Genomic DNA, 26,046 nt, shown 5'->3' on the forward strand with positions numbered 1-26,046 from the left:
TCAAAATTTGTCGTCGTCAGGCGTCAGGAGCACCGCAGTGTTGCAGTGCTCGACGCAAGGCTAGAAACCGGTTGCCCACACCTGCTCTACCGGAAACGTTCGGCTTCGCGGGCAAGTTCGGTCAACCGTTCACACAACTGTGTGAGCTCTGAACTCTCTGCGCCCTCGGCAACTGCTGTCGCCACATCTTCGGCAGCGCATCGGACCTCGAACATCCGATCCACGAGTTCGACCGCTTCGACTGCGGTCAAGATGACGGCGTCAGCCGGGATCGACGTGCCCTTGACGGCATTGCGCTGCTCGTACGCACGCTGTCGACAAGACTGGCTGCAGTACCGGCGTCGACGACCGACACCGGTCACCGCGACCTCTCGACCACACCACACACACGGGTTTCCCGAACGCGCAGACTGCGGTGATCCGACGCGTGTGCTCTCAGCCATGAATCGACACTGTACTCGAGATTCGGACGCCTTCGATGAACGCGCACGGTACCCGGTAAGATGGAGAGGTTGCGTCTTCTCGCCACACGGGAACCAATCGGGTGCTCGTGGCGTTGTAGATGAGTGTGAGCGTCTACTCCCCAAGTCAGGGCGCCCACCAGCGGTGACGAACGAAGAGAGGACACCACCATGGCAGATCGCGTACTTCGAGGTAGCCGACTCGGAGCTGTGAGCTACGAGACCGACCGTGACCATGACCTCGCGCCCCGTCGTATGGCCAAGTACAAGTGCGAGAACGGCGAGATCTTCGACATCCCGTTCGCGGACGAAGCCGAGATCCCCGGCACCTGGTTGTGCCGAAACGGCCTCGAAGGCACCCTCATGGAGGGGACTGCTCCCGAAGCCAAGAAGGTCAAGCCTCCCCGCACCCACTGGGACATGCTGCTCGAGCGTCGCTCGGTCGAGGAACTCGAAGAGCTCCTCAAAGAGCGTCTCGATTTGCTGAAGGCCAAGCGTCGCGGCGCATGAACTAGCACTTCGATCAAGACCGTCCGGTTCTACACCGGGCGGTCTTTCTCGTTCTTCGGGGAGTGATCGTTCACAAGTCGACGTCATACTTCGGCCCTTCTTCGACGTGGCAACTTCAGGATGCTTCGCGGTCCTCAAAGACACTTCAGGGCAACGTCATTCAGCATCCAGGCGCACTCGCGGGCCGACAGTGCGCAAATCCTGGACTTGCGCTGGAGAACCATCGGCGCTGCTTCGTGCACCAGTGTGAGCTGTATCCCCCACCCCGCGACACACCAAACTTCGGTACACCAAACTTCGATACGGAGTGAACTGGTAGCCCAGTCACTCGGCCGGGTTGCTTGCCAAGTGACGATGGCAAGCAACCCGGCCGACTGGGGTGTGGGTGAATGATTTGCGGTGCTGAACGGTTCTTCCGCTACTTCCCGGTCACCGAGTGATGCTCTGTGCCGCGGTTCCTTGGCGGAGGCGGGTGATTTCGTTGCGTGATTCGACGACCTGGGGGCTGTCGTCGCCCTTGCTGACAGCTAGGTCGCTGCACAGATCCAGCGCGGCACGAACGATATGTCGTCGTTGGCGACGTTCGGTGCGAGTGGGTGCGGCTTTCGCGTAAGTGCGTTGTTGTCGCCATCCGCCGGCGGCTGTCACCTCGGCGTCGGTCAGGACGCCGGACTCGATTTCCGGGGCGAGAATGTCACGGACGAAGTGGGATTCACGTGGGTGCGCCCAGACGAACGCGATCCACAAGGCAGTGAACGCGAAGACGATGTCGCCGATCATGATGACGAACACGAGCGAACTGCTGCCGCCGGCGATCGCGAGCATGGAATCCCACACGCCGTGGATCAGGATGGGTGCCACGATCAACGCCAATCCGCGTCCGATCCGCCGGGGCTGGGCCGGGGTGCCGATCAGATAGATCACGCCGGCGCAGAAAAGGGCGGTGAAGAGGGGATGAGAGACGATGTCGGAGTAGGTGCGGGTGGCGATGGAACCGAGCAGGCCGTCGGTTTGGTGGGCGCCGAAGCCCTGTGTTGCGCCGGCAATCGAGTACAGAAAGTCTTCGCTGGTCTGAAATCCCAAGCCGATGAAAGCACCGAGGAGCAGGCCGTCGGTTGCGGTGCGCACCAGGCGTGGTGCAAGCGCGAGGAGGACTACGATGCCGATGCCTTTGGCGGTTTCCTCCACGAAGGGTGCAGAGAGGCCCGCATGCCAGTCCTGAGCCCATACCTGCCCGAAAATCTTCGAGTAGAGCGAACCGACTGCTCCGTTCGCGGGTACTGCGATAGTGAACGTTGCTGCGGTGGCGCCCCAGATGAAGCCGGTGACCACTAGTCCTACGGGTTGGCGTTCGTAGCGGTCGATGTGCCGGAACCACCATGTCCAGACCGCGGCGCTGATGACGCCGACGATGCCGGCAACGAGGAGTGCGCGCCCGAAGTATCCGGCGAAGGGAGCAAACATCTGCCAGCCTTTGACGAGGCCGAATCCGCACATCCACAGGTATATCCAGAACACGACGTTGTGTGGCTGGAAGAAGTGAAATTTCTCGCCCCAGGCCGTCGTATCGAATGCGCGGGAGCGGGTTTCGAGGAGATCGGTGCTCACTTGGTGTCTCCCTCGTGTGTGCCGATAGAGGCGATCATGTCGGTGATTTCTCGACTGCGGGCGGCGATCTGATCGGGTGGGCCGACTACCTGTACCCGAATTCCCTTGCCGTCGACGACGAATGTGGTCACCGATCCGGCGGACCGCGGAGTGTCAAAGCTGACCTGGACGCCACTCAGACCCCGGCGGTGCTGATCGGCTGGCGCGCACCGGAGACCGCAAGCACGGAACTGCCGTTCGTCGCAAGACTCACGGCATCTGTTTGGGAGAGGAGTTCGTCGGCAGTTCCACTGAATGTGTCGGCGTCGACGCTCACGGTGACGGTGCCATCGGTCAACGTCACACGTGGGAGCGAATCGGACGCGCCATGTTGGTCGGTTCGGAAACCACTGTCGACATTCCAGCCCGCAGGTACGGCGAAGGAGACCGTTTCGGTCACGGCCATCCGGTCTCCGGCGCCGGTTGGATCTTCGGAGGAGACAGCGGAATCGATGGCGGGCACGATCACGGTCCAGAGCATCCACACCGCCAAGATCGCGAGGGCGTGTGGGAAGACTCGTGTGTCGAATCCGAGGAAGCGGTGATCCGCTGGTGGACGTCTTCCGTGTAGGGGCTCGTGCTTGTGTGCAGTACTCGAAATAACGCTCAATTTCCCTCGTTTCCATTGCACAGCAGGTGCACTGACTATCGCAGAAACGGACAAATTCCGTGCATCAGCCGGCACCTGCCGGTCATCGAGACGATCGTGCACCAAGTTCCCGTAGGCGCGAGATCACCGAGAGCTCCTAGTCGACTGTGAATCTTCGCATCGCCAGATGTCCGAACACGCCGACCAGAATCAACGTGACGCCTGCGGTCACGGAAACGGAGTCGGTCACCAACCCCGCGATGCCGGTCACGGCTACGAACACCGGCAAAAAGTCGAACAGCCTGAAAATCGACTGCGGTGGTTCGGTTTCGAGGCCCTGAGCCTGAGCGGCCTTGTTCGGCGCATACTCGGGGTACCACTCGGTGAAGGAGATCGCGAAGAAGGTTCCGAGCAACTGCAGAATCCATCCGGTCCAGAAGTTGTCACCGTCGTGCAGCAGTGCGTCTCCGAACAGGCCCACCACGGCCGACCAGGTGAAGGCGAGAGCCCACACCGCCGTAATGACGTAGTTGATGCGCAGAAACAGTGGCGTCGTCCAATACTCTTCAGGCGTCGACTCTTTCGCGTACTGCAAAGTGAAAGGATTGCGGAGCAGGATCGATCCGAAGGCAAAGACCACCAGCGCGATGTTGGTCAGTTCGCCTCCCCAGAGTTCGAACCACCGAATCGTGTTCGCCGACGCGAGGAGGCCGATGGCCGCCAGAACGCCGAAGAACACGACGTCGAAGACCTCCAACAGCTTCACGGTGCCGCCGCGCCGGTGACTGGCCGCCAAGATCAGCAGCGACAACCCGAGGGCTGCGGCCGCGGATTCCTCGAACCTTCCCGGCCCGGAGAGCAAGGACAGCAAGATCCACGGTGACAGGCCGGCGAGCGGTGACTGCAGAACCGCGTCGACGACACTGGTTTTGTGAACTGCATCCCGGGGCTCGGACTTGTCTGGCTCGGTTTTCTCAGGCTCGGTCACAAGAAGCCGCCTTACGCAGGAACGGGTGGCACAGCGAGTACCCGCGTAGGCGCTCCTCGGAACATCGGCAGCCCTAATATCCGATGCTCGGCTCAGATTGCCGCAGTCTCCTCGGGTGAGTGCTCAGCCTGATCTCGGCGCCGGGCCAGCACTGCCATGGCAATCGCGCCGACCGCGATGATGCTGAGCACGATCTCCGGCACCGGACCTACTCGGCTGGCAAGGGTGGAACTGGTCGAGAGCGGCACCTTCGCCACCAGGGCCGCCGGCACGAACAGGTCGGTTTGCGAAGTCACCGCACCGTCGGGAGCGATGATGGCGCTGACACCACTGGTTGCGGCGACAACGACGGCGCGGCCGTGCTCGACTGCCCGCACACGCGACATTGCCAGCTGCTGATAGGTCATCTCGGTGTCCCCGAAAGTGGCGTTGTTGGTCGGTACCGCCAGCAACTGTGCACCGTTGCGCACCGATTCCTGGAACGCCCGGTCGAACGCCACCTCGTAACAAGTCGCGACACCGATGGGTACCCCCGCTGCATGGACAACGCCGTTGCCCTCGCCGGGAACGAAATTGCCCGCGCGATCGGCGTACGAGGAGAAGTTCCGGAAGAAGCTTCGGTAGGGCAGGTATTCGCCGAACGGCTGAATGATCTTCTTGTCGTGCTGTTCCTGAGGACCGTTGGCGCCGTCCCACACGATCACCGAATTGGTAGTCGTACGATCGGCATTCACGAGTACGGTGCCGACAAGAATCGGCGCTCCGATCGCTTCGGAGGCCCGGGTGATGTCGGCAGCGGCATCGGCGTTTCGCAGGGGTCGATGTCCGAGGCGTTCTCCGGCCAGATCACGACGTCAGGCTGATCGACGCGGCCCGCGTCCACCTCGGCAGCAAGTTTCACGGTTTCGGCGACATGGTTGTCGAGGACCTGCTTGCGTTGCGAGTTGAAGTCCAAGCCCAACCTCGGAACGCTTCCCTGAATGGCGGCGACGGTGATAGTTCGATCACCGGAATCCATGGTGGACAAGAACGGCGACACCGCGAGAGCAATGATCACGGGCACGAGGGCAGCGGCAACAGCTCCGAAGAATCCTCGGTCCCATCGTTTGGCCGCGACAGCGACTGCAACTGCTGCCAAGCCGGTACCGGTCAGGGCCACCGCGAAGCTGAGCAGCGGCGCACCGCCGACACTCGCAAGTGGGAGGAGCCACCCTTCGGATTGACCGAATGCGAGCCTGCCCCAAGGAAATCCGCCGAAAGGAACGCTGGAACGAAGCCACTCGGTGAGCGTCCAGGTCGCGGCAATCCACAAGGGTGCCCATGGCAACCTCGCCACCAGAACCGCAAGCAGCCCGAACAGTCCGATGAACAACGACTCCACCGCGGCCAACGCGATCCACGGGACCGCACCTACGAACACACCGATCCACGGAAGCAACGGCACCAGAAATCCGAGACCGGCCAAGTATCCGTAACCGAAGCCGGCACGAAGGCGCAGTCCGCCGCGCCCGAAGTTCGTCAACACACACGTCAGAAGAGCGATCCCGACGGGCGCCAAGAACCACAGCGGGCGGGGTGGGAACCCTGCGAAGATCAGGAATCCACCTGCGGCCGCGTACAGCGAACGTAGCCATGCGGAACCGGTGAGCACAGCGCTCACACGGGAGCGATCACCGACAGACGCCTCTGCGCCGGCCTCACTCACTCGACGAGCCGCGCTGATAGACGACGCGTCCGCGATGCACCGACTTGATGCAGACCGGAATCGGCGCATCTTCCGCCAGCCTCGGCAGAGCGGGTACGCGCGAGCGCGGATCGGTAGACCATCGCTGAACCGAGTCGGCGGGTGCGCTCACTTCGAGTTCGCCTGCCACCCACAACACGTAGGAGGCCGGTGCGCCCGGATTAAGGGTTCCCGCGGCGCCGTCCCGCACTCCGCCCGCGCGCCAGGCGCCGCGAGTTGCCGCGGAGAAGGCCGCACGCGGCGAGATTCCACTTCCGTCGGTGCGGTGCTGGACAGCGGCGCGCAGCATCGCCCACGGCTCGATGGGGGTGACCGGGGCGTCGGAGCTGAATGCGAGCGAGACACCCTTACCGGCAGCAGGTGCAAACGGATTCAACGCTGCTGCGCGCTCTACTCCCAGGCGCGTGGCGTAAAGACCGTCGGTGCCACCCCACAGTGCGTCGAACACCGGTTGGACGCTAGCGATGACACCCAAGGCGGCAAAGGTTTCCGCGTCGGCCATGGACATCATTTCCGCGTGCTCGAGGCGGTGACCCAACGCGGCGACCTTGGGGCCACCCAGTTCGTCGGCGACCCTGCGGAACGCGGCAGCTGCCGACGAGACGGCGCCGTCACCGATGGCATGGAACCCGGCCTGGACGCCCGCGAGGGTACAGGCCCGGATGTGTGCGGCGATCGCGTCGACGTCGAGGTAGGCATTGCCCGTCGAATCAGGTTGGTCTGCATAGGGTTCGAGCAACCACGCGGTATGCGAACCGAGCGAGCCGTCGATGAAGAGATCCCCGCCGAGTCCGTCTGCTCCGGTTTTGTCGAGGAGCGCGCGAGCATCCTCTTCGCTGTCGACACGCTCACCCCAGTAGCCCCGAACCTCCACGCCGTGATCGTGGGCCAACAGTTCCTGGAAATCGGTCAATCCCGAGATGTCCGGTCCCCCGCACTCGTGAACGGCCACGATTCCGCGTGAGGCGCAGAGATCGAGCGCAGCGGTACGAGCAGAAGCGCGCTGAGTTTCCGTCAGCAGATTCCGAGCGGCATTGCGCGCCAGGTGGTGTGCGTCGAACGTCAACGGGCCTTCGGCCGAGTATCCAGCGGTGGCGGCGAGGCCGGAGATCCCGTCGCGCAGTGCGCTCGAGCACGCGGCCGAGTGAACGTCGATCCGCGAGAGATACACCTTGCGGCCAGGGGCGGCCGCGTCGAGATCTGCGGTCGACGGCGGGGTCTGTTCGGCCCACTCGGTGTCGTCCCAACCGTGTCCCCAGATGACTGCGTCGGGATGGGCAGTTTCGGGGTTCGCGGCTGCGAATGTTCGTACTCGCGCGAGACATTCGTCCAGAGAGTTCGCGCCCACGAGATCGAGGCCGACGAGATTGAGTCCCAGCGCGGTGATGTGGACGTGGGTGTCGACGAACCCGGGAGTGACAAACGCACCACCCAGGTCTTCGATCTCCGCGGCGGGGTGCAACGCCCGTCCGGCGCGCTCGTCGCCGACCCACCCGACGGTGCCGTCGGTGATGGCGATCGAGGTCGCGTCAGGTGCAAATGAACTGTAGATCCGGCCGTTGACCAGCAGACGAGTAGTCACGAGCACCCAGTCTGCCTGTTAGTACTGCGGCCCCCGCGAACGGGTGGGTGTATCCGTGTCCAGAATCTCACCCTCGAGGACGAGTTCCTTGCCGTTGCTGGCGACGTACTCGGTGGTTTCGGGTGTCTCGACGATGATCTCGCCGTCGATCACCTCGCCGTTTCCGCGCATCCGCGCCGCGTAGCCGACGGTTCCGGCGAAGGCGTCACCACCGGCGGCAAATGCTGCTGCGCGCTTACCTGCCAGGAGCACTGCAAGCGGGCGCAGCGCCCAGCGGGTCGGCGGAATCAGAAGCAGCAGGCCCAGAACCGAAGTCACGAGTCCGGGTACGAACATCAACGCGGAGCCCGCCGCGACCAGGGCGCCGTCGGCGACCGCCAGTGACGGCGATCCCTCACCCCGCGTGGCCTTACGGAACCCGTCCATGACCCGTCGCCACTGCGAGCGCATGAGGATCAATCCGACAAGCGATCCGGCGAGAAACAGCAGCACTGTCCAGGCGACACCGATGGCGTTGCCCACGATGACCAAGGCTGCGATCTCGACGATCACGTAGAGGAGAAATACGGCGGCGATCATGACGTCCCCTTTCAGACGGTCTATTCGTTCAACGCTCGAGGGGCCGGTTTTTCTCCCGACAACGACGCAGAGGTGCAAAACATGTGGGTGCCGTGAGTCACACGGGCCTTCTCTCACGCACGTGCGACTTGCCTGGCGTTAACTAACGCTCCGCTAACGATTCTAAACCTCAAGTTGACGTTGAGACTCTGCGCATGGTCAAGTCACTTCGGGCCGCATTTCCCGGCCTCATGAAATGAAGGAGCCCGACATGAGCCGACTCCCCGGCAAGACACTCGCCCGACGCATTCCCGCTGCCATCGCCGGCACTGCCGCCGTCGTGGCACTCACCGCCGGCAGCGCGATGATCAGCGCGGGAACCGCGGCCGCAGAACCGGTAGTACCCGAAGGGATTGCCGCACTGATCGCGCAGGCCGCAGCCATCTCCCCCGAAGCCTCTGCTGCTGTTCAGCAGTTGATCGGCACGGCAGGCGCTGATCAGATCACGACCGCTCTCGATCTCCCGGACATCGGCGTCACCAAGCCGCAGTCGTTCATGTACCCCGCACCGACGGTCGGGTGTGGCGTGGCCGGTGAACCCGTCACCGTAACCCTCAGCTCCGCACAGGCCGGTCCGAACTTCCCGTTGCCGCCGTGGGTCGAGGCCGACCATCTCCGTTTCCAGGCAATCCCGGGTTACGTCGGCATACCCAAGACCTCAGGGTTGAGTGTTGCCTGGATCAACGTCGGCACGTTCAAGGGCGGCATCGTCCCGTTGGACGAGAAGTTGCCCGTACTCGATACGCCGTTGCTCTCGAAGGTCGTCGACACCGGTGACGGCAAGGTGTTTGCCGCTCTGTTCGGCAATGTCGATTACGCAGACGGGAAGACCTGCATCGTGCTGCCAACAGTGGGCGCTTTTGATGCTTGAGCAGAGCGAAACGCTCGCTGCCTGACAGACGGCTGGCCTACGCGCCCGGAGTCACCAGTCCGGTCTCGTAGGCCAGCACCACAGCCTGCACACGATCACGCAGATCGAGTTTGGTGAGAATGCGTCCGACGTGCGACTTGATCGTCGATTCGGACAGGTACAGCTGCTGTGCGATCTCGATGTTCGACAGCCCCGTGGCCACGTGTCCGAGGACTTCGCGTTCGCGTTCGGTCAGGACGTCGAGAACTACCGGATCGCGCCGGGGCGCCGGACCGTCCACGATGAACCTCGACAGCAGACGACGTGTCACCTTCGGGGAAACAACCGCGTCACCGGCTGCCACGCTGCGGATAGCCGACACGAGATCCTCGGGCGGGGTGTCCTTGAGAAGGAAGCCGCTGGCTCCGGCGCGCAAGGCACCGAGAGCGTGTTCGTCCAGGTCGAAGGTCGTCATCACCAGGACCCTGGATTCGATCCCGGAGGCAAGAATCTGCTCGGTCGCTTTCACCCCGTCGACAATCGGCATCCGCACATCCATCAACACGACGTCAGGCTTCAGCGCCACCGCCGCTGCGACCGCCGCGGCCCCGTCGCCGGCCTCACCGATAACCGAGATGTCTTCATGTGCTTCGAGCACCATGTTCAGGCCCATCCGCATGAGTTCCTGGTCGTCGACTAGCAGCACGGTGATGGGCACGGCGTAAACCTATCGGGCCTGAGACGTCGGTGCCAATGCGATTGCGGCGAGCCGGTATCAATCGTGGATCTCGAGCGGCAGCTCTGCGTACACACGCCAACTGCCGTCGGGGCGTCGTCCGGTCTCGAGCGTCCCGTGCAGTACCGCCACCCGCTCACGCATTCCGACCAGTCCATTCCCCGAACCGTGGGAGAAGGTCGAACTCGACGTTCCGTTGTCGACGACCTCGAGTAGTACCGCGGTGTCGGTGCGGCGCACGGTGACTCGTGCCTTCGGGTTTGCGCCGGCGTGGCGGAGGACATTGGTCAGTGATTCCTGAACGAGGCGATGAATTCCCAGGCTGACTGAAGGACTGACGTCGTCGAGCTCGCCGGTCAGCTCGAGGCGCACGCCGAGACCAGCGGCCCGCATCATCTCGACGACCTTGGCGATGCCGGCAGTTCCGTGTTGCGGCATCGCATCACTACTGACCTCGGTGCGCAGCAGCGAGACGGTACGGCGAAGCTCGGCAAGGGCGTCGCGTCCGGTGCTGGAGATGTTGCCGAGCGCCTTCTTGGCCAACGCGGGATTGGAATCGACCGCATACGACGCGCCGTCCGCCTGGACGATCATCACGCTGACCGCGTGGGCGACGACATCGTGGAGTTCGCGGGCGATTCGGGTTCTTTCCGTGGCCACCGCATCCTCGGCACGCCGATCCCGTTCGTATTCGGCCACTTCGAGTCTGGCGGCCACTTCCTCGTCGTAGGCGCGGCGGGCGCTCAAGAACTCGGCGGTGATCCAGGCCAGTGCATAGAGCAGGGTCGCGATGATGATCGTGAGGATCACGTCTTCGCGGATGACGAGCAACGAGAGTGTCATGTCCAGGGCAAGGAAGCACGCGAAAATCGCCCCGGTGCGTCGATCGACATACGCAACGAGTGTGTAGAGCGAGACCCCGAGCGCCAACAGGCCTGGATGTTCCGCAGCCGGATCCCCGGTCGCCCACATCATCAAGGTTGCGAAGTACGACATCGACAAAATGGACGCGGCGGAGATACGCGGATATTTGCGACGCCACACGACGGGAAGGCAGATCAGAAATCCGACGACGAGCTGAGGCCACCGCTCCTCACGCGGCGAACTGACGAACGTGACTACCTCGAGCGCGAAGAACACGAGCGCCAGCGCGCTGTCCGCGATCATCGGCTTTCCTCGCAGCCACAGGCTGAACCTCCGCATGTGCTCAAGAGTGTCACAGCTGTGAAAGAGTCACCGCCGTGGATATTGCTGATTGGGGACTGCTGATGACGGCAGCGACGGCGGCGGGTTGGGTCGACGCCGTGGTCGGCGGCGGTGGATTGATTCTGTTGCCGGCGCTCTTTCTGGTCGCACCCCAATTGACCCCACAGGCGGCACTGGCCACCAATAAATTGACGGCATTCACCGGGACGAGTGCTGCGGTGTACACGTTCTCCCGTCGAATCCCGATGGAGTGGCGGCAGATGGCGCCGGCAGCCGCGTTGGCTGCGGTGACGGCCGCGTGCGGGGCGGCGGCCGTTTCGCTGATCGACAAGAAGTACTTCATTCCGATCGTGATGGTCGTCCTCGTCGCCGTCGCCGTCTTCGTGACCATGCGTCCGACGCTGGGCACCACGATCGCGACCCATCGTCCGACGCAGCGCAAGACCGTCCTCGTCCTGCTGCTCTCCGCCGGACTCATCGGCCTCTACGACGGTCTGCTCGGACCCGGCACCGGCACCTTCCTCATCATCAGCTTCGCGACCTTCCTCGGAACCGAATTCGTTCGGAGCGCAGCGATGGCGAAGGTGATCAATCTCGGTTCCAATTTCGGCGCGCTCGCCTACTTCGCCGTCACCGGGCATGTCTGGTGGAGTTTGGGTTTGGCGATGGCGGTGTGCAACGTTCTCGGCGCGGTCATCGGTTCGCGGATGGCGCTGAGCAAGGGATCCGGATTCGTGCGGATCACGCTGTTGGTGGTCGTGATCGCCATGGTGATTCGCCTCGGATGGCAGCAGTTCGGCTGAGATCGGCGGTCGTCGGCTAGCGTCGTGTGCGTGACCGTCACCCGAGATGTCGATGCAGATTTCCTCGCCCTCCCGCTGCGAGCTGTCGCTGATGCGGCGCTGTCGGCAGCGAGAACGGCCTGCGCCCAGCACGCCGATGTTCGTGTCCACCGCGTGCTCACACAGTCGATCAGGTTGCGCGACGGCGTAGTTCAGGCGGTGTCCGACGGAGACGAGATCGGGGTCGCCGTCCGTGTGATCGTCGACGGCACGTGGGGATTCGCCTCGCACGCCGAGGTGTCCCCCGATGTCGCTGCTGCGCTGGCACGCCAAGCGGTCGAGGTCGCGAAGGCATTGCGCTCGCTCAATCGGGATCCGGTCACCCTCGCCGACGAGCCCGTCTACGTCGACGCGACGTGGGTGTCGCCGTACCTCGAAGATCCCTTCGCGACACCGACGGCCGAGAAGGTAGGCCTGCTGGTCGACTACTCCGGACGGCTTCAAGCCGCCGACGGCGTGGATCACGTCACGGCGAGTGTCCTCCAGGTCAAAGAGCAGACCTTCTACGCGGATCTGGCCGGTTCGTCGATCACCCAGCAACGGGTGCGTCTGCACCCCGAGTTCGAGGCGACCGCCGTCGACAAGTCGGCCGGCAGCTTCGAATCGATGCGCACCTTGGCGCCGCCGGTAGGCCGCGGATGGGAGTACCTCGGGGCGGAGAGCACACGGAACTGGGGCGATGAGCTCGCGCAGATCCCGGAGTGGCTGGCCGAGAAGACCAAGGCACCGACCGTCGAAGCGGGTCCGACCGACCTCGTGATCGATCCGACCAATCTGTGGCTCACGATCCACGAATCCATCGGACACGCCACCGAATACGACCGGGCGATCGGCTACGAAGCGGCCTACGCCGGTACGTCGTTCGCGACGCCGGACAAGCTGGGAACGCTGAAATACGGAACGCCACTCATGCACGTGACCGCCGATCGTAACGAAGAGCACGGCCTGGCCAGCGTCGGATTCGACGACGACGGCGTCGCCTCTCAACGGTGGGATCTGGTGGCAGAGGGAACACTGGTCGGGTATCAACTAGACCGCGTGTTCGCGCCGAGGCTGGGGCTGACGCGTTCCAACGGTTGCTCGTACGCAGACTCCGCACATCACGTTCCCATCCAGCGAATGGCCAACGTCTCGCTCTCCCCCGACCCTTCTACGGACACCTCGACTGCAGACCTGATCTCGCGAGTCGAGAACGGCATCTACGTCGTCGGTGACAAGTCCTGGTCGATCGACATGCAGCGCTACAACTTTCAGTTCACCGGTCAGCGGTTCTTCAAGATCCGTGACGGAAAGCTCGACGGTCAGGTGCGCGACGTGGCGTATCAGGCGACGACGACGGATTTCTGGGGCTCGATGGAAGCCGTTGGCGGTGAGTCGACCTGGCGTCTGCAAGGCGCATTCAACTGCGGCAAGGCGCAACCCGGTCAGGTTGCGGCGGTCAGCCACGGCTGCCCGTCCGCTCTGTTCCGCGGAGTCAACATCCTCAACACTCGTTCGGAGGCTCAGCAGTGATCGATCCGCAGCAGGTCGTCGAGCGTGCATTGGCCGCGAGGACGGTAGACGAATCGTTGGTGATCGTGACCGATGCGAGTGAGGCGTCGCTGCGGTGGGCCAACAATTCGATGACCACCAACGGAGTTTCGCTGTCCCGGACGTGGACGGTGATCTCGATCGTGCGCGAGGGTGACATCGCGAAGGTGGGCACTGTCAGTTCCAGCAGTGTCGATCCGGAGCAGATTTCCGCGCTCGTACAGGCAAGCGAGGCAGCTGCTCGCACAGCCACTCCGGCTGACGACGCGTCCGACCTGATCACGCAGTCGGCGGCAGAGACCGACTGGGACCTGCCGGCCGCCCTGACCGACATCGGTGTCTTTGCGCCGTTGGCTGCCGACCTGTCCACGGCCTTCGACGGCGGCGACCAGTTGTTCGGCTTCGCTCACCACCAGTTGCACACCACCTGGCTCGGCACTTCGACGGGCGTGCGACGTAGAACGGCTCAGGCCACCGGCTCCGTGGAGATCAACGGCAAGCGCGGCGACGCAAGTGCCTGGGTCGGATCCGGAACTGTCGATTTCAGCGATATCTCGATACCGAAGCTCTTGTCGCAGTTGACCACTCGACTCGACTGGGCGGGTAACTCCGTCAGTCTGCCTGCCGGCCGCTACGAGACAATTCTTCCGCCGTCGGCTGTGGCGGACCTGATGATCTATCTGATGTGGACCATGGAGGGTCGCGGCGCCGAAGAGGGCCACACCGCACTGTCCACCACCGGTGGTACCCGGATCGGCGAGAAGCTCGGATTGCCACTGACACTCACCTCCGACCCCGGCGCCGAGGGCTTGCAATCCGCGCCGTTCGTGATCACGACGTCGTCGAGTGAATCCGTCTCACTGTTCGACAACGGTATGGAGATCGAACCCGTCGACTGGGTCCGAGACGGCGTCGTCAATGCGCTGGCGTACCCGCGCCACGCTGCACGAGAATTCGGTCGACCTGTCGCAGTTCCCGGCGACAATCTCATCCTGACCGGTGGTGACGACACCTCGATCGAGGACATGATCGCAGGTACCGAGAAGGGTCTACTGCTCACAACCCTCTGGTACATCCGTGAGGTGGATCCGACGACGCTGCTGTTGACCGGACTCACCCGTGACGGGGTGTATTTGATCGAGGACGGCAAGATCGTCGGCGCCGTCAACAACTTCCGTTTCAACGAGAGTCCGCTCGATCTCCTGCGGCGGGTCACCGAGGCTGGACGCACCGAGATCACGCTTCCTCGGGAGTGGAAAGATTGGTTCACCCGCACGGCCATGCCGCCGATGCGCATTCCCGACTTCCACATGTCCTCGGTCAGCCAGGCGCAGTGATGGCGAAGGTCGTGATCGCCGGCGGCACCGGTGCTCTCGGCCGCCGAATCAGCGACGATCTCGCGGACCGCGGATATGACGTCGTGGTCCTGACTCGCTCACCGAAACCCGGCGGGCACAGGCAGGTTCAGTGGGACGGCGTCACGGTGGGCGACTGGGCAGGAGAACTCGACGGCGCATCGGTGATCAATCTGGCCGGCGAGTTGGTCGATCGCCGACCCACACCGGCAAACATCGCACTACTCACCAGTTCCCGAGTCGATCCGACCTGCGCGCTGGTCGAAGCGTCGAAACTACTGGCGAACCCTGTTCCGGTGTGGATCCAGGCGAGCACGCTCGCGATCTACGGCGACGCCGGAGAGACCCGGCTCGACGAGGCTTCCCCACTCGCTGACGGACCACCTCAGATGACCGACGTCGCAAAGGACTGGGAGGCAGCGGTCGAGGGAGCAAACGCGTCACGAGTGGTGATCCTGCGAACCAGTGTCGTGTTGGAGAAGGGCACACCGGCGCTCGAGCGACTGCTGTTGCTCGTGCGTCTCGGTCTGGGCGGACGCGTCGCCTCGGGTAGGCAGTGGACCAGTTGGATTCACATCGAGGACTGGCTGTCGATAGTGCGCTGGGCACTCGAACCCGATTCGGCTGCCTCGGGCGTGGTCATCGCGACGGCTCCGGATCCCGTCCGAAACTCAGAACTGATGGCCGGGCTGCGCAAGCACCTTCACCGGCCACCTGCGCCGCCGACGCCCGCTTTCATGGTCAGAATCGGCGCGTTCCTTCTTCGCAGCGACGCTGCCCTGGGCCTGACGGGTCGTCAAGCCGTATCGAAAGTGTTGGCGGACAAAGGCTTCACATTCACCTATCCGCGCTTCGACTCAGCGTTGGACGATCTGCTCGGCAACTGACGCGCGGTCAGGCTGCAGTGACGGCAAGTCCGATCGTTCCGGTCTTGCCGCGGCGAAGGAGACTGCCCTTCATGGTGATCCAGCCGAGGATTCCGTACCGACGTGCTATCGCGTCGCGAGCATGATCGGTGCCCGGTCCGTCGAGGATCTCGGCGACGGCGGCCACCGGTTCACCCTTGGGATTTCCCCGAGCGTCACACGCAGCGACGGTGACCGACGGGTTTCGCCTGATGCGCTTGACCTTGTAGGAATCGGTGACGGTCCACATCAGGAGCTTGTCGCCGTCCGGCGCGGCCCAGAGCGGAGTCGCCACCGGCGTTCCGTCCTTGCGGAAGGTCGTGAGTAGGACGTACTTGGCCTCGGAGACGCGCTTGAAGTCGGAGTTCACTCCTCGAGGATAGGTGCGAGCGCCTCTCGTTGAACACCGACAGGTTTCCGCGACTATCTGGCGACCGATCAGTACCACCCAGGAAGTGCCACTTATGCGCGTTTTATCCGGTTCTTCTTGACGTCGGACACGCCGTTTCGTCCCCGAACTCCATCTCGAGTTATTCTGAGGCAAACCGTCGAACTGGGGAGTCGAACAAACACATGCAGCGTCGTGACATGCAGCGTCGTGACTTTTTCAAAGCGGCCGGAGTGGGGGCAGCAGTTGCAGCCGCGACACCGCTCATGTCGACATCGATCAGCCACGCCGCCCCCGCACCTCTGCGTGAGCTACCGATGGGTGCCGATCACTACCGCGCACTCGTCCCCGAGTTGTTCGTACCCTCGCCCACTCCCCCGGAACATTCCGAAGCCATCGTCATCGGGTCCGGATTCGGCGCCAGCGCGACCGCTCTCCGGTTGGCGCAGAGCGGCACCCAGGTCACCATCCTCGAACGCGGACTCCGATGGCCGCATGATCCGCAGCGGGAGATTCACACCTCCGACATGCTGGCCGACGGCCGCGGAGTTTTCCGGCGCACATCGTTCACCAACCTCACCGGACTCCCGGTGGTGTGCGACTACTTCAGCGGCGTCCTCGATGCCACCGACTACGAACACATCTCGGTCTGGCGCGGCGCTGCAGTCGGCGGTGGTTCCATCATCTTCACCGGCGTGATGATCGCGCCCGAGCGCCGATTCTTCGACGCAGTCTTCGGCAACTCCCTCGACTACGACGAGATGGCGTCCACCTGGTACCCCAAGGTGCGCCAGATGCTGCGTCTGAGCCCGTTGCCCGAAGACATTTACCAAACCCCGAATTTCGGCCACTCGCGTCGTTGGGATCAGGACGCTCGTCGTGCCGGATTCGATCCGCAGCGGATCGACGGGATCTGGAACTGGGACGTGGTGCGCTCAGAACTCGACGGCCGAACCCGAGCCTCGGCCACTGTCGGTGACAGCAACATGGGTAACTCCAACGGCGCGAAGTTCGACCTCACACAGAACTACATTCCCGCCGCCGAAGCCACCGGACGAGCCACCGTCTGTTACGGACATCAGGTGCTCGCGATCAGTCGCGAACGTGATGGACGCTACGTCGTCGACGTCGAATCGACGGATCCGACGGGTGGCGTTCTGGCCCGGAAGACTCTTACCTGTGACCGTCTGTTCCTCGGCGCCGGCTCGATCGGCACCTCCGAACTGCTGGTACGCGCCCAGGCGACGGGCGCGCTGCCGAACCTCAACGAACACGTCGGTAAGGGCTGGGGAACGAACGGCGACGCCGGGATGGTGCGCTCGTTCGGCTTCAGTGACGGCACTGCGCAAGCCGCACCGTCGGCATCACGCATCGTCGACGAGTCGGGAATGCCACTCTCCCTGGAAAATTGGTACGTCCCCGGCCTACCCGTCAACATCGGCATGCTCGGAACATTGGGGATGACCCTCGACTCGCAGCGCGCCGACTTCGCCTACGATGGCGGCTCCGATCGGGTGGTGCTGAACTGGCCGAAGAACGGCAACGACGCCACCGTCGAGGCACTACGCGCCGTCCAGAACAAGATGGCCTTCGCCGGCACCACGCTGCCGTCGGCATTGCCGTTCGCGAAGGACGTCAATTCCTCGTTCACCGCGCATCCCCTAGGCGGTGCGGTTCTGGGCAAGGCCACCGACGGTTACGGGCGAGTCAAGGGCTACGACGGCCTGTACGTGATGGACGGCGCCGCTATTCCGGGCAGCACCGGCACCGTCAACCCGTCACTGACCATCACTGCCCTGGCGGAGCGGAACATCGCTCAGATCATCAAGTCCGGACGCTGACTCACTTCAGCGCCCGGATCTGCCGGTGATGCTCGAGGTCTACTCCCCCTCGAGCTCGCCTTCGGTTTCGAGGTACACCTGACGCAAGCCGTCGAGTGTCTTCTGCTCGGGGTGCTCCCACATGTTGCGCTCGGCGGCTTCGAGGAGCCGCTCGGCGATTCCGTGTAGTGCCCACGGGTTGGATTGCGTCATGAACTTCTGGTTCTGCTCGTCCAGAACGTAGGTCTCGGCGAGCTTTTCGTACATCCAGTCCGCGACCACGTTGGTGGTGGCGTCGTACCCGAAGAGGTAGTCGACCGTGGCTGCCATCTCGAAGGCACCCTTGTACCCGTGACGGCGCATCGCGTCGAGCCAGCGGGGATTGACCACGCGCGCCCGGAAGACACGTGCGGTCTCTTCCGAAAGTGTGCGTGTGCGAACCGATTCCGGTCGAGTGCTGTCGCCGATATATGCCTCGGGCGACTTTCCGGTCAGCGCGCGCACGGTGGCAACCATGCCGCCGTGGTACTGGAAGTAGTCGTCCGAATCGGCGATGTCGTGCTCACGCGTGTCGGTGTTCTTGGCCGCCACGTTGATTCGACGGTATGCACTGCGCATGTCGTCGGCTGCCGGGATTCCGTCGAGCCCACGGCCGTACGCGAAGCCGCCCCAATTGGTGTACACCTCGGCGAGGTCGTCGTCACCGCGCCAGGTCTTGGAGTCGATGAGTTGCAGCAGGCCGGCGCCGTAAGTTCCGGGCTTCGAACCGAAGATGCGGGTGGTCGCACGCCTGGCATCGCCGTGCTCGGCAAGGTCGGCCTGCGCGTGGGCGCGCACGTAGTTCTGCTCGTCCGTCTCGTCCAATGCGGCGACCAACTGAACAGCGTCGTCGAGCAGTGCGAGCACGTGCGGGAACGCATCACGGAAGAATCCGGAGATGCGGACGGTGACGTCGATGCGCGGGCGGCCGAGCTCTTCGAGATCGATGACCTCGAGGTTGACCACGCGTCGGCTTGCTTCGTCCCAGACAGGGCGAACACCGAGGAGCGCGAACACTTCGGCGATGTCGTCGCCGGAGGTACGCATGGCGGCGGTACCCCACACGGACAGACCCACCGAGCGCGGGTACTCGCCGTGATCGGCGAGATATCGAGCGGCGAGCGACTCGGCCATCGCCTGACCGGTCTCCCACGCAAGTCGTGAGGGAACTGCCTTGGGATCGACGGAGTAGAAGTTACGACCGGTGGGAAGCACGTTGATCAGGCCGCGCAGCGGTGACCCACTCGGGCCGGCGGCGATGAAGCCGCCGTCGAGCGCGTGCAGGACCTGCTTGATCTCGTTGTTCGTCTGTCGGAGGCGTGGAACCACTTCGGTGGCGGCGAACTGAAGGATCTTCACGACGGTCTCGTCGTCGCTGAGTTGTTCTGCCGCAGCGGGGTTCCAGTCGGCGTCGTACATGCCGCGAACCAGAGCGTGCGCCTTTTCCTCGACGTCGTCGACACGGTTGCGGGACTCGTCGCCGTCTTCGCTGAGCCCGAGAGCTTCGCGCAGACCAGGGACACTCTGTTCGCCGCCCCACATCTGACGGGCACGGAGCATGGCCAGGACCAGTTCGATTTCGGCGTCGCCCTCGGGTGCGCGGCCGAGAATGTGCAGACCGTCGCGGATCTGGACGTCCTTGATCTCACACAGCCAACCGTCGACGTGCAGGAGCATGTCGTCGAACACGTCTTCTTCGGGACGCTCCGCGAGGCCGAGGTCGTGGTCCATCTTGGCTGCCCGCATCAGCGTCCAGATCTGCTGGCGAATGGCCGGCAGCTTGGACGGGTCCAGTGCGGAGATGTTGGAGTGCTCGTCGAGCAGTTGCTCGAGACGGGAGATGTCGCCGTAGCTTTCGGCGCGGGCCATCGGCGGGATCAGGTGATCGACGAGCGTCGCGTGGGCACGACGCTTTGCCTGTGTTCCTTCACCCGGGTCGTTGACCAGGAAGGGGTAGATCAGCGGCAGGTCGCCGAGGGCTGCGTCGGTGCCGCAGTTGCTGGACATGCCGAGCGTCTTGCCCGGCAACCATTCGAGGTTGCCGTGCTTGCCGAGGTGCACAACGGCGTCGGCGCCGAATCCGCCGTTGTCCGGTGTTGCAGCGATCCAGCGGTAGGCCGCCAGGTAGTGGTGGCTCGGCGGCAGATCCGGGTCGTGGTAGATCGCGACGGGCTTTTCACCGAATCCCCGCGGCGGCTGGACCATGAGCACGATGTTGTTGAATCGCAGTGCCGCGATGACGATTTCGCCGTCCGGATCCTGCGAGCGGTCGACGTACAGCTCTCCGGGCGCTGCGCCCCAGTGCTCTTCGACGCCGCTGCGCAGTTCCTCGGGCAGGGTGGCGAACCATTCGCGGTACTTTGCTGCCGAGATGCGGATCGGATTGCCCTCGAGCTGCTCGGCAGTGAGCCAGTCAGGATCCTGGCCGCCGGCCGCGATCAGGGCATGGATCAGCGCGTCGCCGTCCTTCGCCGCCAGGCCGGGAACTGCGTCCGGGCCGTCGACCGGACCGAGGTCGTAACCGGCAGAACGCATTTCGGTGAGCAGGTCGATTGCGCTCGCCGGAGTATCGAGACCGACCGCGTTGCCGATGCGGGCGTGCTTGGTCGGGTACGCCGAGAGCATCAGAGCAACGCGACGCTCGGTGGTGGGAATGTGGCGCAGCTTGCCGTGACGGACCGCGATCCCGGCGACACGGGCGGCGCGCTCGACGTCGGGGACGTACGTGGACAGTCCGTCGGAGTCGATTTCCTTGAAGGAGAACGGGACGGTAATGATGCGGCCGTCGAATTCCGGCACCGCGACCTGGGTCGCGACGTCGAGAGGCGACAGTCCGTCGTCGTTCTCGTCCCAGGTGGCGCGGCTACTGGTCAGGCACAGGCCCTGCAGGATGGGGACGTCGAGCGCAGCGAGTGCGGCGACATCCCAGGCTTCGTCGTCGCCACCGGCGGACGCGGTCGCGGGCTTCGTGCCACCGGCAGCGAGAACTGTCACGACCATGGCGTCGGCGCGGCGGAGCGTGCTCAGAAGTTCGGCTTCTGCGGTTCGCAGAGATGCACAGTAGATCGGCAGCGCGGTGCCACCGGCCTCGGCGACCGCGTCGCACAACGCCTGGATGTACCGGGTGTTTCCGGCCAAATGCTGGGCGCGGTAGTACAGAACTGCGATGACCGGACCGCTCGCCGAGTCGAGATCGGGCGCGAAATCAGCGATGCCCCAGGAAGGCAGGTGGGCCGGCGGTTCGAACCCGTGGCCGGTGAGCAGGACGGTGTCGGACAGGAAGTGGTGCAGCTGTGCCAGATTCTGTGCGCCACCCTCGGCCAGGTAGTTGTGCGCCTCGGCAGCAACGCCGGCGGAAACCGTCGAGCACTCCATGAGGTCGGCGTCCGGCGCGTGCTCGCCGCCGAGAACGACTACGGGGAGTCCGGAGGCGAGGACCATGTCCAGGCCGTCTTCCCAGCTGCGACGGCTGCCGAGGATACGAACGATCACGAGGTCGACGCCGTCGAGCAAGGGCGGCAAGTCCTCCGAGACCAGCAAGCGTGAGGGGTTGGCCCAGCGATAGGAGACTCCGTCGCCGGCTTCCTGGCTGGCGCGGGCGCTCAGCAGATCGGTGTCGGACGTGGAGAGCAGAAGAATCACGGGTGAAGCCTTCCTGGGGTTTCGCGCCCCGTGGCACAGATCTGTCATCGACGGCGGTTGAGGGTCTGACTCGTGTTTCCGAGCGGAAACACGTCCCGCTCGAGCAACACTCACAGTGGCGCGACCGCACCGGACTTCCACCGGTTTCCTCAACTGCCGTCACTGGTGGTGGTGATGCTACCGGTCCGCAGAAGGCACTCATGACAGGTCGTACCCTGGAGCCATGCCCACGGACCGTTCACAGCCAGACGCGTGCCCGGGTGCACTGCAAGTTCACCACGCCGCCGACGGCGCACTGGCTCGCGTGCGCCTACCCGGCGGACTCCTCACCCCGGTCCAATTGCAGACGCTCGCCGACGCAGCGCGCGATCTCGGCAACGGGCAGATGGAACTCACCTCGAGGGGCAACGTCCAACTGCGCTCGGTCTCGGATCCCGAAGCCTTCGCAGCGCGAATCGCGTCGGCCGGCCTGCTGCCGTCCGCGACGCACGAGCGAGTGCGCAACATCCTCGCGTCCCCACTGTCCGGCCGTATCGGGGGCGTCGCCGACATTCGTGAACTGGTCCACCGTCTCGATTCGGCGATCCAAGCGGATCAAGCATTGGCAGATCTGCCAGGGCGAACCCTGTTCACCCTCGACGACGGGCGCGGAGACATCACCGGGCTACGGGGCGATTTCGGACTCCATGCGCGCAGCGCCACCGAGCATTCACTGGTGCTCGCCGGTCACCACACCACTCATCTCGTCCAGGCGGACGACGCCGTCGAATTGCTCCTCGAGGCGGCTCGATCATTCCTCGCCGTTCGCGACAAGCACTGGCGCCTGGCCGAGGTTCCGGACGGAATCGAACGCACCCTCGAGCAGCTGGGTCTGAGCGCCGAGTCCACCGGTGCTGCGGACCTCACGCCGGATGCACGGCCTACTATCGGCTGGCTCGAGCAGCGCGACGGGACCGTAGCTCTGGGCGGCGGCCTGCGATTCGGGCTGCTCGACGCTCGGCTGGCCGAGTTCCTCGCAGCCGTCGACAAGCCCGTCGTCGTGACACCGTGGCGATCGGTGCATATCTTCGACCTCGACGAATGGGCAGCCGAGCAGGTAGTCCGGGTGCTGGCACCCATGGGGTTGATCTTCGACGAGAACTCACCGTGGCTCGAGGTCACCGCCTGCACCGGAAGTCCGGGATGCGAGAAGTCGCTCGCCGACGTGCGCGCCGACGCGATCACCGCCGTCGAGCAGGCAGAACTTCCGGTTGTCGGGCGCCAGCACTGGGCCGGGTGCGACCGCAGCTGCGGACGTCCCCGCGGGGACGTAGCGGATGTGATCGCGACGGGTGACGGTTACCGGGTGAATCCGCCCGATCGGTGATGCCTCTATCGTGTGGCACATGATCGAGTACATCCGTGACGGCGCGGAAATCTATCGCCAGTCCTTTGCCACCATTCGGGCCGAAGCCGACCTGAGCCGTTTCCCGGCGGATGTCTCGCAAGCTGTAGTGCGCATGATTCATGCAAGTGGCCAGGTCGATCTCGTCGACGACGTCGCCTTCACACCCGGTGTCGTCTCGGCTGCGCGCGCAGCTCTGCGCGACGGCGCGCCGATTTTCTGCGACGCCCAGATGGTGGCTGCCGGCATCACGCGCAAGCGTCTGCCCGCCGGCAACGACGTCATCTGCACCCTCGGCGATCCGCGGGTTCCCGTGCTGGCGTCGACCATCGACAACACTCGCTCGGCGGCTGCTCTCGAACTGTGGGGAGCCAAGCTCGAGGGCGCTGTTGTCGCGATCGGAAACGCACCCACCGCACTGTTCCATCTCCTGAACCTCATCGAAGCCGGCGCACCCCGTCCGGCCGCCATCGTCGGAGGTCCGGTCGGCTTCATCGGCGCTGCCGAGTCGAAGGAAGCCCTCATCGAACACGCCAGCGGGATCGATCATCTCGTTCTCCGCGGCCGACGCGGCGGCAGCGCGATCACCGCCGCCGTCGTCAATGCGATTGCGAGCGAAGTCGAATGAGTGCAGGCAAGCTCTGGGGTGTCGGTATCGGCCCCGGCGATCCCGAATTGGTGACCGTCAAGGCAGCCCGCGTCATCGGCGAGGCCGATGTGGTTGCGTTCCACTCCGCGCGGCACGGCAAGAGCATCTCCCGCGGAGTTGCAGCGCCGTACATGCGCGAAGGACAGATCGAAGAACACCTCGTCTACCCCGTGACCACCGAGACCGTTGATCATCCCGGCGGATACCAGGGCGCGATGGACGAGTTCTACGAAGCAGCTGCCGAACGGCTGGCAGCTCACCTCGCGGCCGGTCGAACCGTCGCGTTGCTCGCCGCCGGCGATCCGCTCTTCTACAGCTCCTACATGCACATGCACAAGAGACTGGCCGATCGCTTCGACGCCGAAGTGATTCCCGGCGTCACCTCCGTCAGCGCGGCATCTGCTGCACTCGGAAAGCCGCTGGTCGAGGGTGAAGAGATCCTCACGATCCTGCCCGGAACGTTGCCGCAGGCCGAGCTGACCAGGCGGCTCAAGGAAACCGACGCCGCGGCCATCCTCAAGCTCGGACGTACCTTCCCACCGGTCCTCCAATCGCTCGAGGATTCCGGCCGCCTCGGCGAGGCCCACTACGTCGAGCGCGCGAGCACCACACGTCAACGCGTCGAATCCGCTGCCGAGGTCGACCCGGACGGAGTTCCGTACTTTTCGATCGCCATCGTTCCGAGCCCGTCGAACAACCCTCGACCCGCAGCCGAGTCTCGCGGCGAGGTGGTCGTGGTCGGACTCGGGCCGGGCGACACCGCCTGGACCACACCCGAAGTGGCGCATGAGCTTTCGTTGGCAACCGACCTCGTCGGCTACGGCCCGTACGTCGATCGCGTGCCGACGCGTCCGGGCCAGCGTCGCCATTCCAGCGACAACCGCGTCGAAGCGGAACGCGCCGCGATGGCGTTGGACCTGGCGAAGAACGGCGCCCGTGTAGCTGTCGTCTCCTCGGGTGATCCCGGCGTATTCGCCATGGCTGCAGCAGTTCTCGAAGTTGCCGCCGAAGACCAGTGGCGCGGGGTGCCGGTCCGCATCCTTCCCGGCATGACGGCGGCAAACGCTGTCGCCAGTCGCGTCGGCGCTCCCCTCGGGCACGACTACGCGGTGCTCTCGTTGTCTGATCGCCTCAAGCCGTGGGATGTCGTCGCGCGCCGTATCTCGGCAGTTGCAGCCGCGGACATGGCATTTGCGGTCTACAACCCGGCGTCGAAGTCCCGGACGTGGCAGGTCCAAGCCATGAAGGACCTCGTGCTCGAGCACCGCTCCCCCGAGACTCCCGTCGTCATCGGCCGCGATGTTGCCGGTGCCGAGGAATCAGTTCGCGTCGTGACCCTCGGCGAGCTCGAGCCTTCCGAGATCGACATGCGAACTCTGCTGATCGTCGGCTCCTCGATGACGACGGTCGTCGAAACCGGTTCGGGCCGTCAGGTGTTCACCCCGCGGCGCTACCCGGAGTGAACGCCGCACGGCGATAGCATGGCCTCATGCCCGTCAACCGGACCCGGAAAGCCAGATACGCGCGTAGGCGCAAACGCCGAATGGATCTGATGGAGCACGACCTGTCCGTCGAGCAGTGGTCCGCGCTCAAAGCGGCCTGGGGTGGCTGCGCGTACTGCGGCGAGCCGGACGAGTCGCCGCAACGTGACTGCGTGCTGGCGATCTCCCGCGGTGGGCGCTACACACTCGACAACATCGCACCGGCTTGCCGCTCGTGCAATGCGAGCAAATGCAACAGCGAGGTCACTCTCTGGTTGCGGCGCAAGGGTTATGACGAGAAGGCCTTCCTCCTGCGCCACGCGGAGATAGGGATCGAGATGAGGGCGCAGTTCTCGGAGCAGTCGTGACGGCCCCGGACGAGTTGCGCCCGATCCTCGACGAGCTCATGGAGTTCGAACCTCTGTTTCACCGAACTCGAGTAGCGATGTCACGAGACGAGTTCGATGCGGTCGTCGACCCGGAGTTCCGGGAAATCGGAGCCTCCGGTGCGCGATACACCCGCGACTACGTGCAGTCCGTAGTCGAGACCCGGCGACTCCGCGGCGAAGTGAACGACGCGGCTGAACTCGGATGGAGGGTTGACCGACCCGCGCTGAGCCGGATTGCACCTGACACGTATCTGGTGACGTACCGGCTGGCGCAAGCGCAACGAGTTACCGAGCGATCATCCATCTGGCGGTTCACCGAGAATCGGTGGAGCGTGTTGTTTCATCAAGGCACAGTCGTCGAAAGTGGTTTGGAAGCGTGAACGAATCGACCCCCAACCCCACCATTCCGCTTTGGATGGACATCACCTTCACCGCCTTCGTTCTTGCCTGGATCTTCATCACGATTAGCGCGCTCGTGGCGATCGTGCGCACTGACTTCGAACGCTCGGGCGGCAAATTCTGGTGGTCGGCACTGGTGATCGCGGTGCCTGTACTCGGTGCGCTCGTCTGGTTACTGTTCGGTCGACCCCCGCGTGACTCCAGGTCCCGAACCTGATCTACACCGACGGCCCGGCAGTAGTCTGAGTACGGTCCGGTGCTGTCACTCTGCGCCTATCAGGGGAGAACAACG

At 64.2% G+C, this 26,046-nt stretch carries 24 protein-coding genes, 1 pseudogene and 1 riboswitch; of the genes and pseudogenes, 13 read left to right on the forward strand and 12 right to left on the reverse strand.

What is annotated here, in order from left to right:
* Positions 1 to 86: 86 nt before the first annotated feature.
* Positions 87 to 443, reverse strand: a complete 357-nt coding sequence (locus EHW12_RS15190; RefSeq protein WP_042450945.1) for a hypothetical protein — start codon at positions 441 to 443, stop codon at positions 87 to 89.
* Positions 444 to 632: 189 nt separating this feature from the next.
* Between EHW12_RS15190 and EHW12_RS15195 the strand changes: the two genes are divergently transcribed.
* Positions 633 to 971: an RNA polymerase-binding protein RbpA gene (locus tag EHW12_RS15195; RefSeq protein ID WP_003944971.1), complete on the forward strand. Its 339-nt coding sequence runs from the start codon at positions 633 to 635 to the stop codon at positions 969 to 971.
* Positions 972 to 1,400: 429 nt separating this feature from the next.
* Here EHW12_RS15195 and EHW12_RS15200 read toward each other — a convergent pair whose 3' ends face one another.
* The 7 genes and pseudogenes from EHW12_RS15200 to EHW12_RS15225 all read right to left on the reverse strand — a co-directional run bounded on the left by EHW12_RS15200 (position 1,401) and on the right by EHW12_RS15225 (position 8,100).
* On the reverse strand, positions 1,401 to 2,579 hold the full coding sequence (locus EHW12_RS15200) for a PrsW family intramembrane metalloprotease (protein WP_125051075.1): 1,179 nt from the start codon (positions 2,577 to 2,579) through the stop codon (positions 1,401 to 1,403).
* Positions 2,576 to 2,710, reverse strand: coding sequence for a hypothetical protein (locus tag EHW12_RS35865; RefSeq protein ID WP_277426193.1), 135 nt, complete (start codon positions 2,708 to 2,710; stop codon positions 2,576 to 2,578). Before EHW12_RS35865 ends, EHW12_RS15200 begins: the two co-directional genes overlap by 4 nt.
* Positions 2,711 to 2,754: 44 nt before the next feature.
* A complete protein-coding gene (locus tag EHW12_RS35255; RefSeq protein ID WP_241198976.1) occupies positions 2,755 to 3,228 on the reverse strand; it encodes a hypothetical protein in 474 nt (157 codons plus the stop codon).
* Between the two features lie 136 nt (positions 3,229 to 3,364).
* Positions 3,365 to 4,195, reverse strand: coding sequence for a hypothetical protein (locus tag EHW12_RS15210; RefSeq protein ID WP_047270554.1), 831 nt, complete (start codon positions 4,193 to 4,195; stop codon positions 3,365 to 3,367).
* Between the two features lie 92 nt (positions 4,196 to 4,287).
* A pseudogene (gene lnt / locus EHW12_RS15215) lies at positions 4,288 to 5,855 on the reverse strand (apolipoprotein N-acyltransferase).
* Between the two features lie 37 nt (positions 5,856 to 5,892).
* Positions 5,893 to 7,527 (reverse strand): amidohydrolase, encoded by a 1,635-nt coding sequence (locus EHW12_RS15220; protein WP_125051077.1) that lies wholly within the window; start codon positions 7,525 to 7,527, stop codon positions 5,893 to 5,895.
* Between the two features lie 12 nt (positions 7,528 to 7,539).
* Entirely contained in the window at positions 7,540 to 8,100 is a 561-nt protein-coding gene (locus tag EHW12_RS15225) for an FxsA family protein (RefSeq protein WP_003944915.1), read from the reverse strand.
* 250 nt (positions 8,101 to 8,350) lie between these two features.
* On the opposite strand from EHW12_RS15225, the gene EHW12_RS15230 reads away from it, so the two are divergent.
* The gene (locus tag EHW12_RS15230) at positions 8,351 to 9,010 is read left to right on the forward strand and encodes a hypothetical protein (protein ID WP_003944837.1); all 660 of its coding nucleotides are present in this window, start codon (positions 8,351 to 8,353) and stop codon (positions 9,008 to 9,010) included.
* 37 nt (positions 9,011 to 9,047) lie between these two features.
* Here the strand turns inward: EHW12_RS15230 and EHW12_RS15235 are convergent, their stop codons facing one another.
* The gene (locus EHW12_RS15235) at positions 9,048 to 9,707 is read right to left on the reverse strand and encodes a response regulator transcription factor (RefSeq protein ID WP_003945024.1); all 660 of its coding nucleotides are present in this window, start codon (positions 9,705 to 9,707) and stop codon (positions 9,048 to 9,050) included.
* Between the two features lie 57 nt (positions 9,708 to 9,764).
* A complete protein-coding gene (locus tag EHW12_RS15240; protein WP_003944953.1) occupies positions 9,765 to 10,892 on the reverse strand; it encodes a sensor histidine kinase in 1,128 nt (375 codons plus the stop codon).
* Between the two features lie 74 nt (positions 10,893 to 10,966).
* Here EHW12_RS15240 and EHW12_RS15245 point away from each other — a divergent pair, with 74 nt between their 5' ends.
* From EHW12_RS15245 to EHW12_RS15260, 4 genes are read left to right on the forward strand one after another with little or no spacing between them, the layout of a single operon-like run.
* A complete protein-coding gene (locus EHW12_RS15245; RefSeq protein WP_030536361.1) occupies positions 10,967 to 11,734 on the forward strand; it encodes a TSUP family transporter in 768 nt (255 codons plus the stop codon).
* Between the two features lie 30 nt (positions 11,735 to 11,764).
* Entirely contained in the window at positions 11,765 to 13,285 is a 1,521-nt protein-coding gene (locus EHW12_RS15250) for a TldD/PmbA family protein (protein ID WP_125051079.1), read from the forward strand.
* Positions 13,282 to 14,640, forward strand: a complete 1,359-nt coding sequence (locus EHW12_RS15255) for a metallopeptidase TldD-related protein (protein WP_075833200.1) — start codon at positions 13,282 to 13,284, stop codon at positions 14,638 to 14,640. Before EHW12_RS15250 ends, EHW12_RS15255 begins: the two co-directional genes overlap by 4 nt.
* Positions 14,640 to 15,545: a TIGR01777 family oxidoreductase gene (locus EHW12_RS15260; protein WP_125051081.1), complete on the forward strand. Its 906-nt coding sequence runs from the start codon at positions 14,640 to 14,642 to the stop codon at positions 15,543 to 15,545. Before EHW12_RS15255 ends, EHW12_RS15260 begins: the two co-directional genes overlap by 1 nt.
* Before the next feature lie 7 nt (positions 15,546 to 15,552).
* Here the strand turns inward: EHW12_RS15260 and EHW12_RS15265 are convergent, their stop codons facing one another.
* Positions 15,553 to 15,933, reverse strand: a complete 381-nt coding sequence (locus EHW12_RS15265; protein WP_042450954.1) for a PPOX class F420-dependent oxidoreductase — start codon at positions 15,931 to 15,933, stop codon at positions 15,553 to 15,555.
* Between the two features lie 203 nt (positions 15,934 to 16,136).
* Here EHW12_RS15265 and EHW12_RS15270 point away from each other — a divergent pair, with 203 nt between their 5' ends.
* Positions 16,137 to 17,792, forward strand: coding sequence for a GMC oxidoreductase (locus EHW12_RS15270; protein WP_082654839.1), 1,656 nt, complete (start codon positions 16,137 to 16,139; stop codon positions 17,790 to 17,792).
* A 39-nt stretch (positions 17,793 to 17,831) separates the two neighbouring features.
* Here EHW12_RS15270 and EHW12_RS15275 read toward each other — a convergent pair whose 3' ends face one another.
* Complete coding sequence (locus EHW12_RS15275; RefSeq protein WP_042919753.1) at positions 17,832 to 21,452, reverse strand: cobaltochelatase subunit CobN; 3,621 nt, start codon at positions 21,450 to 21,452, stop codon at positions 17,832 to 17,834.
* A gap of 63 nt (positions 21,453 to 21,515) precedes the next feature.
* Positions 21,516 to 21,601: riboswitch (cobalamin riboswitch) on the reverse strand.
* A 74-nt stretch (positions 21,602 to 21,675) separates the two neighbouring features.
* Between EHW12_RS15275 and cobG the strand changes: the two genes are divergently transcribed.
* From cobG to EHW12_RS15305, 6 genes are read left to right on the forward strand one after another with little or no spacing between them, the layout of a single operon-like run.
* A complete protein-coding gene (cobG, locus tag EHW12_RS15280) occupies positions 21,676 to 22,818 on the forward strand; it encodes a precorrin-3B synthase (RefSeq protein ID WP_058226724.1) in 1,143 nt (380 codons plus the stop codon).
* A gap of 19 nt (positions 22,819 to 22,837) precedes the next feature.
* The gene (locus tag EHW12_RS15285; protein WP_007729839.1) at positions 22,838 to 23,464 is read left to right on the forward strand and encodes a precorrin-8X methylmutase; all 627 of its coding nucleotides are present in this window, start codon (positions 22,838 to 22,840) and stop codon (positions 23,462 to 23,464) included.
* Complete coding sequence (gene cobJ / locus EHW12_RS15290; RefSeq protein WP_125051083.1) at positions 23,461 to 24,948, forward strand: precorrin-3B C(17)-methyltransferase; 1,488 nt, start codon at positions 23,461 to 23,463, stop codon at positions 24,946 to 24,948. The genes EHW12_RS15285 and cobJ overlap by 4 nt, the downstream gene beginning before the upstream one ends.
* A gap of 26 nt (positions 24,949 to 24,974) precedes the next feature.
* Positions 24,975 to 25,334 carry an HNH endonuclease signature motif containing protein gene (locus tag EHW12_RS15295; protein ID WP_065455757.1) on the forward strand — a complete coding sequence of 120 codons (360 nt, stop codon included), beginning with the start codon at positions 24,975 to 24,977 and terminating at the stop codon, positions 25,332 to 25,334.
* On the forward strand, positions 25,331 to 25,735 hold the full coding sequence (locus tag EHW12_RS15300) for a hypothetical protein (protein WP_058226722.1): 405 nt from the start codon (positions 25,331 to 25,333) through the stop codon (positions 25,733 to 25,735). Before EHW12_RS15295 ends, EHW12_RS15300 begins: the two co-directional genes overlap by 4 nt.
* Positions 25,732 to 25,971, forward strand: coding sequence for a PLDc N-terminal domain-containing protein (locus EHW12_RS15305; protein ID WP_003944835.1), 240 nt, complete (start codon positions 25,732 to 25,734; stop codon positions 25,969 to 25,971). The genes EHW12_RS15300 and EHW12_RS15305 overlap by 4 nt, the downstream gene beginning before the upstream one ends.
* The last annotated feature ends 75 nt before the right edge of the window (positions 25,972 to 26,046 follow it).

The organism is Rhodococcus sp. NJ-530, from assembly GCF_003860625.1.
Taxonomy (GTDB): domain Bacteria; phylum Actinomycetota; class Actinomycetes; order Mycobacteriales; family Mycobacteriaceae; genus Rhodococcus_F; species Rhodococcus_F qingshengii.

Excerpts from the sequence above, each read along its gene's own strand:
- EHW12_RS15295 (WP_065455757.1), top strand. The coding sequence starts at position 24,975 with ATGCCCGTCAACCGGACCCGGAAAGCCAGATACGCGCGTAGGCGCAAA.
- EHW12_RS15285 (WP_007729839.1), top strand. The coding sequence starts at position 22,838 with ATGATCGAGTACATCCGTGACGGCGCGGAAATCTATCGCCAGTCCTTT.
- EHW12_RS15195 (WP_003944971.1), top strand. The coding sequence starts at position 633 with ATGGCAGATCGCGTACTTCGAGGTAGCCGACTCGGAGCTGTGAGCTAC.
- EHW12_RS15260 (WP_125051081.1), top strand. The coding sequence starts at position 14,640 with ATGGCGAAGGTCGTGATCGCCGGCGGCACCGGTGCTCTCGGCCGCCGA.
- EHW12_RS15270 (WP_082654839.1), top strand. The coding sequence starts at position 16,137 with ATGCAGCGTCGTGACATGCAGCGTCGTGACTTTTTCAAAGCGGCCGGA.
- cobJ (WP_125051083.1), top strand. The coding sequence starts at position 23,461 with ATGAGTGCAGGCAAGCTCTGGGGTGTCGGTATCGGCCCCGGCGATCCC.
- cobG (WP_058226724.1), top strand. The coding sequence starts at position 21,676 with ATGCCCACGGACCGTTCACAGCCAGACGCGTGCCCGGGTGCACTGCAA.
- EHW12_RS15230 (WP_003944837.1), top strand. The coding sequence starts at position 8,351 with ATGAGCCGACTCCCCGGCAAGACACTCGCCCGACGCATTCCCGCTGCC.
- EHW12_RS15190 (WP_042450945.1), bottom strand. The coding sequence starts at position 443 with ATGGCTGAGAGCACACGCGTCGGATCACCGCAGTCTGCGCGTTCGGGA.
- EHW12_RS15225 (WP_003944915.1), bottom strand. The coding sequence starts at position 8,100 with ATGATCGCCGCCGTATTTCTCCTCTACGTGATCGTCGAGATCGCAGCC.
- EHW12_RS15240 (WP_003944953.1), bottom strand. The coding sequence starts at position 10,892 with ATGATCGCGGACAGCGCGCTGGCGCTCGTGTTCTTCGCGCTCGAGGTA.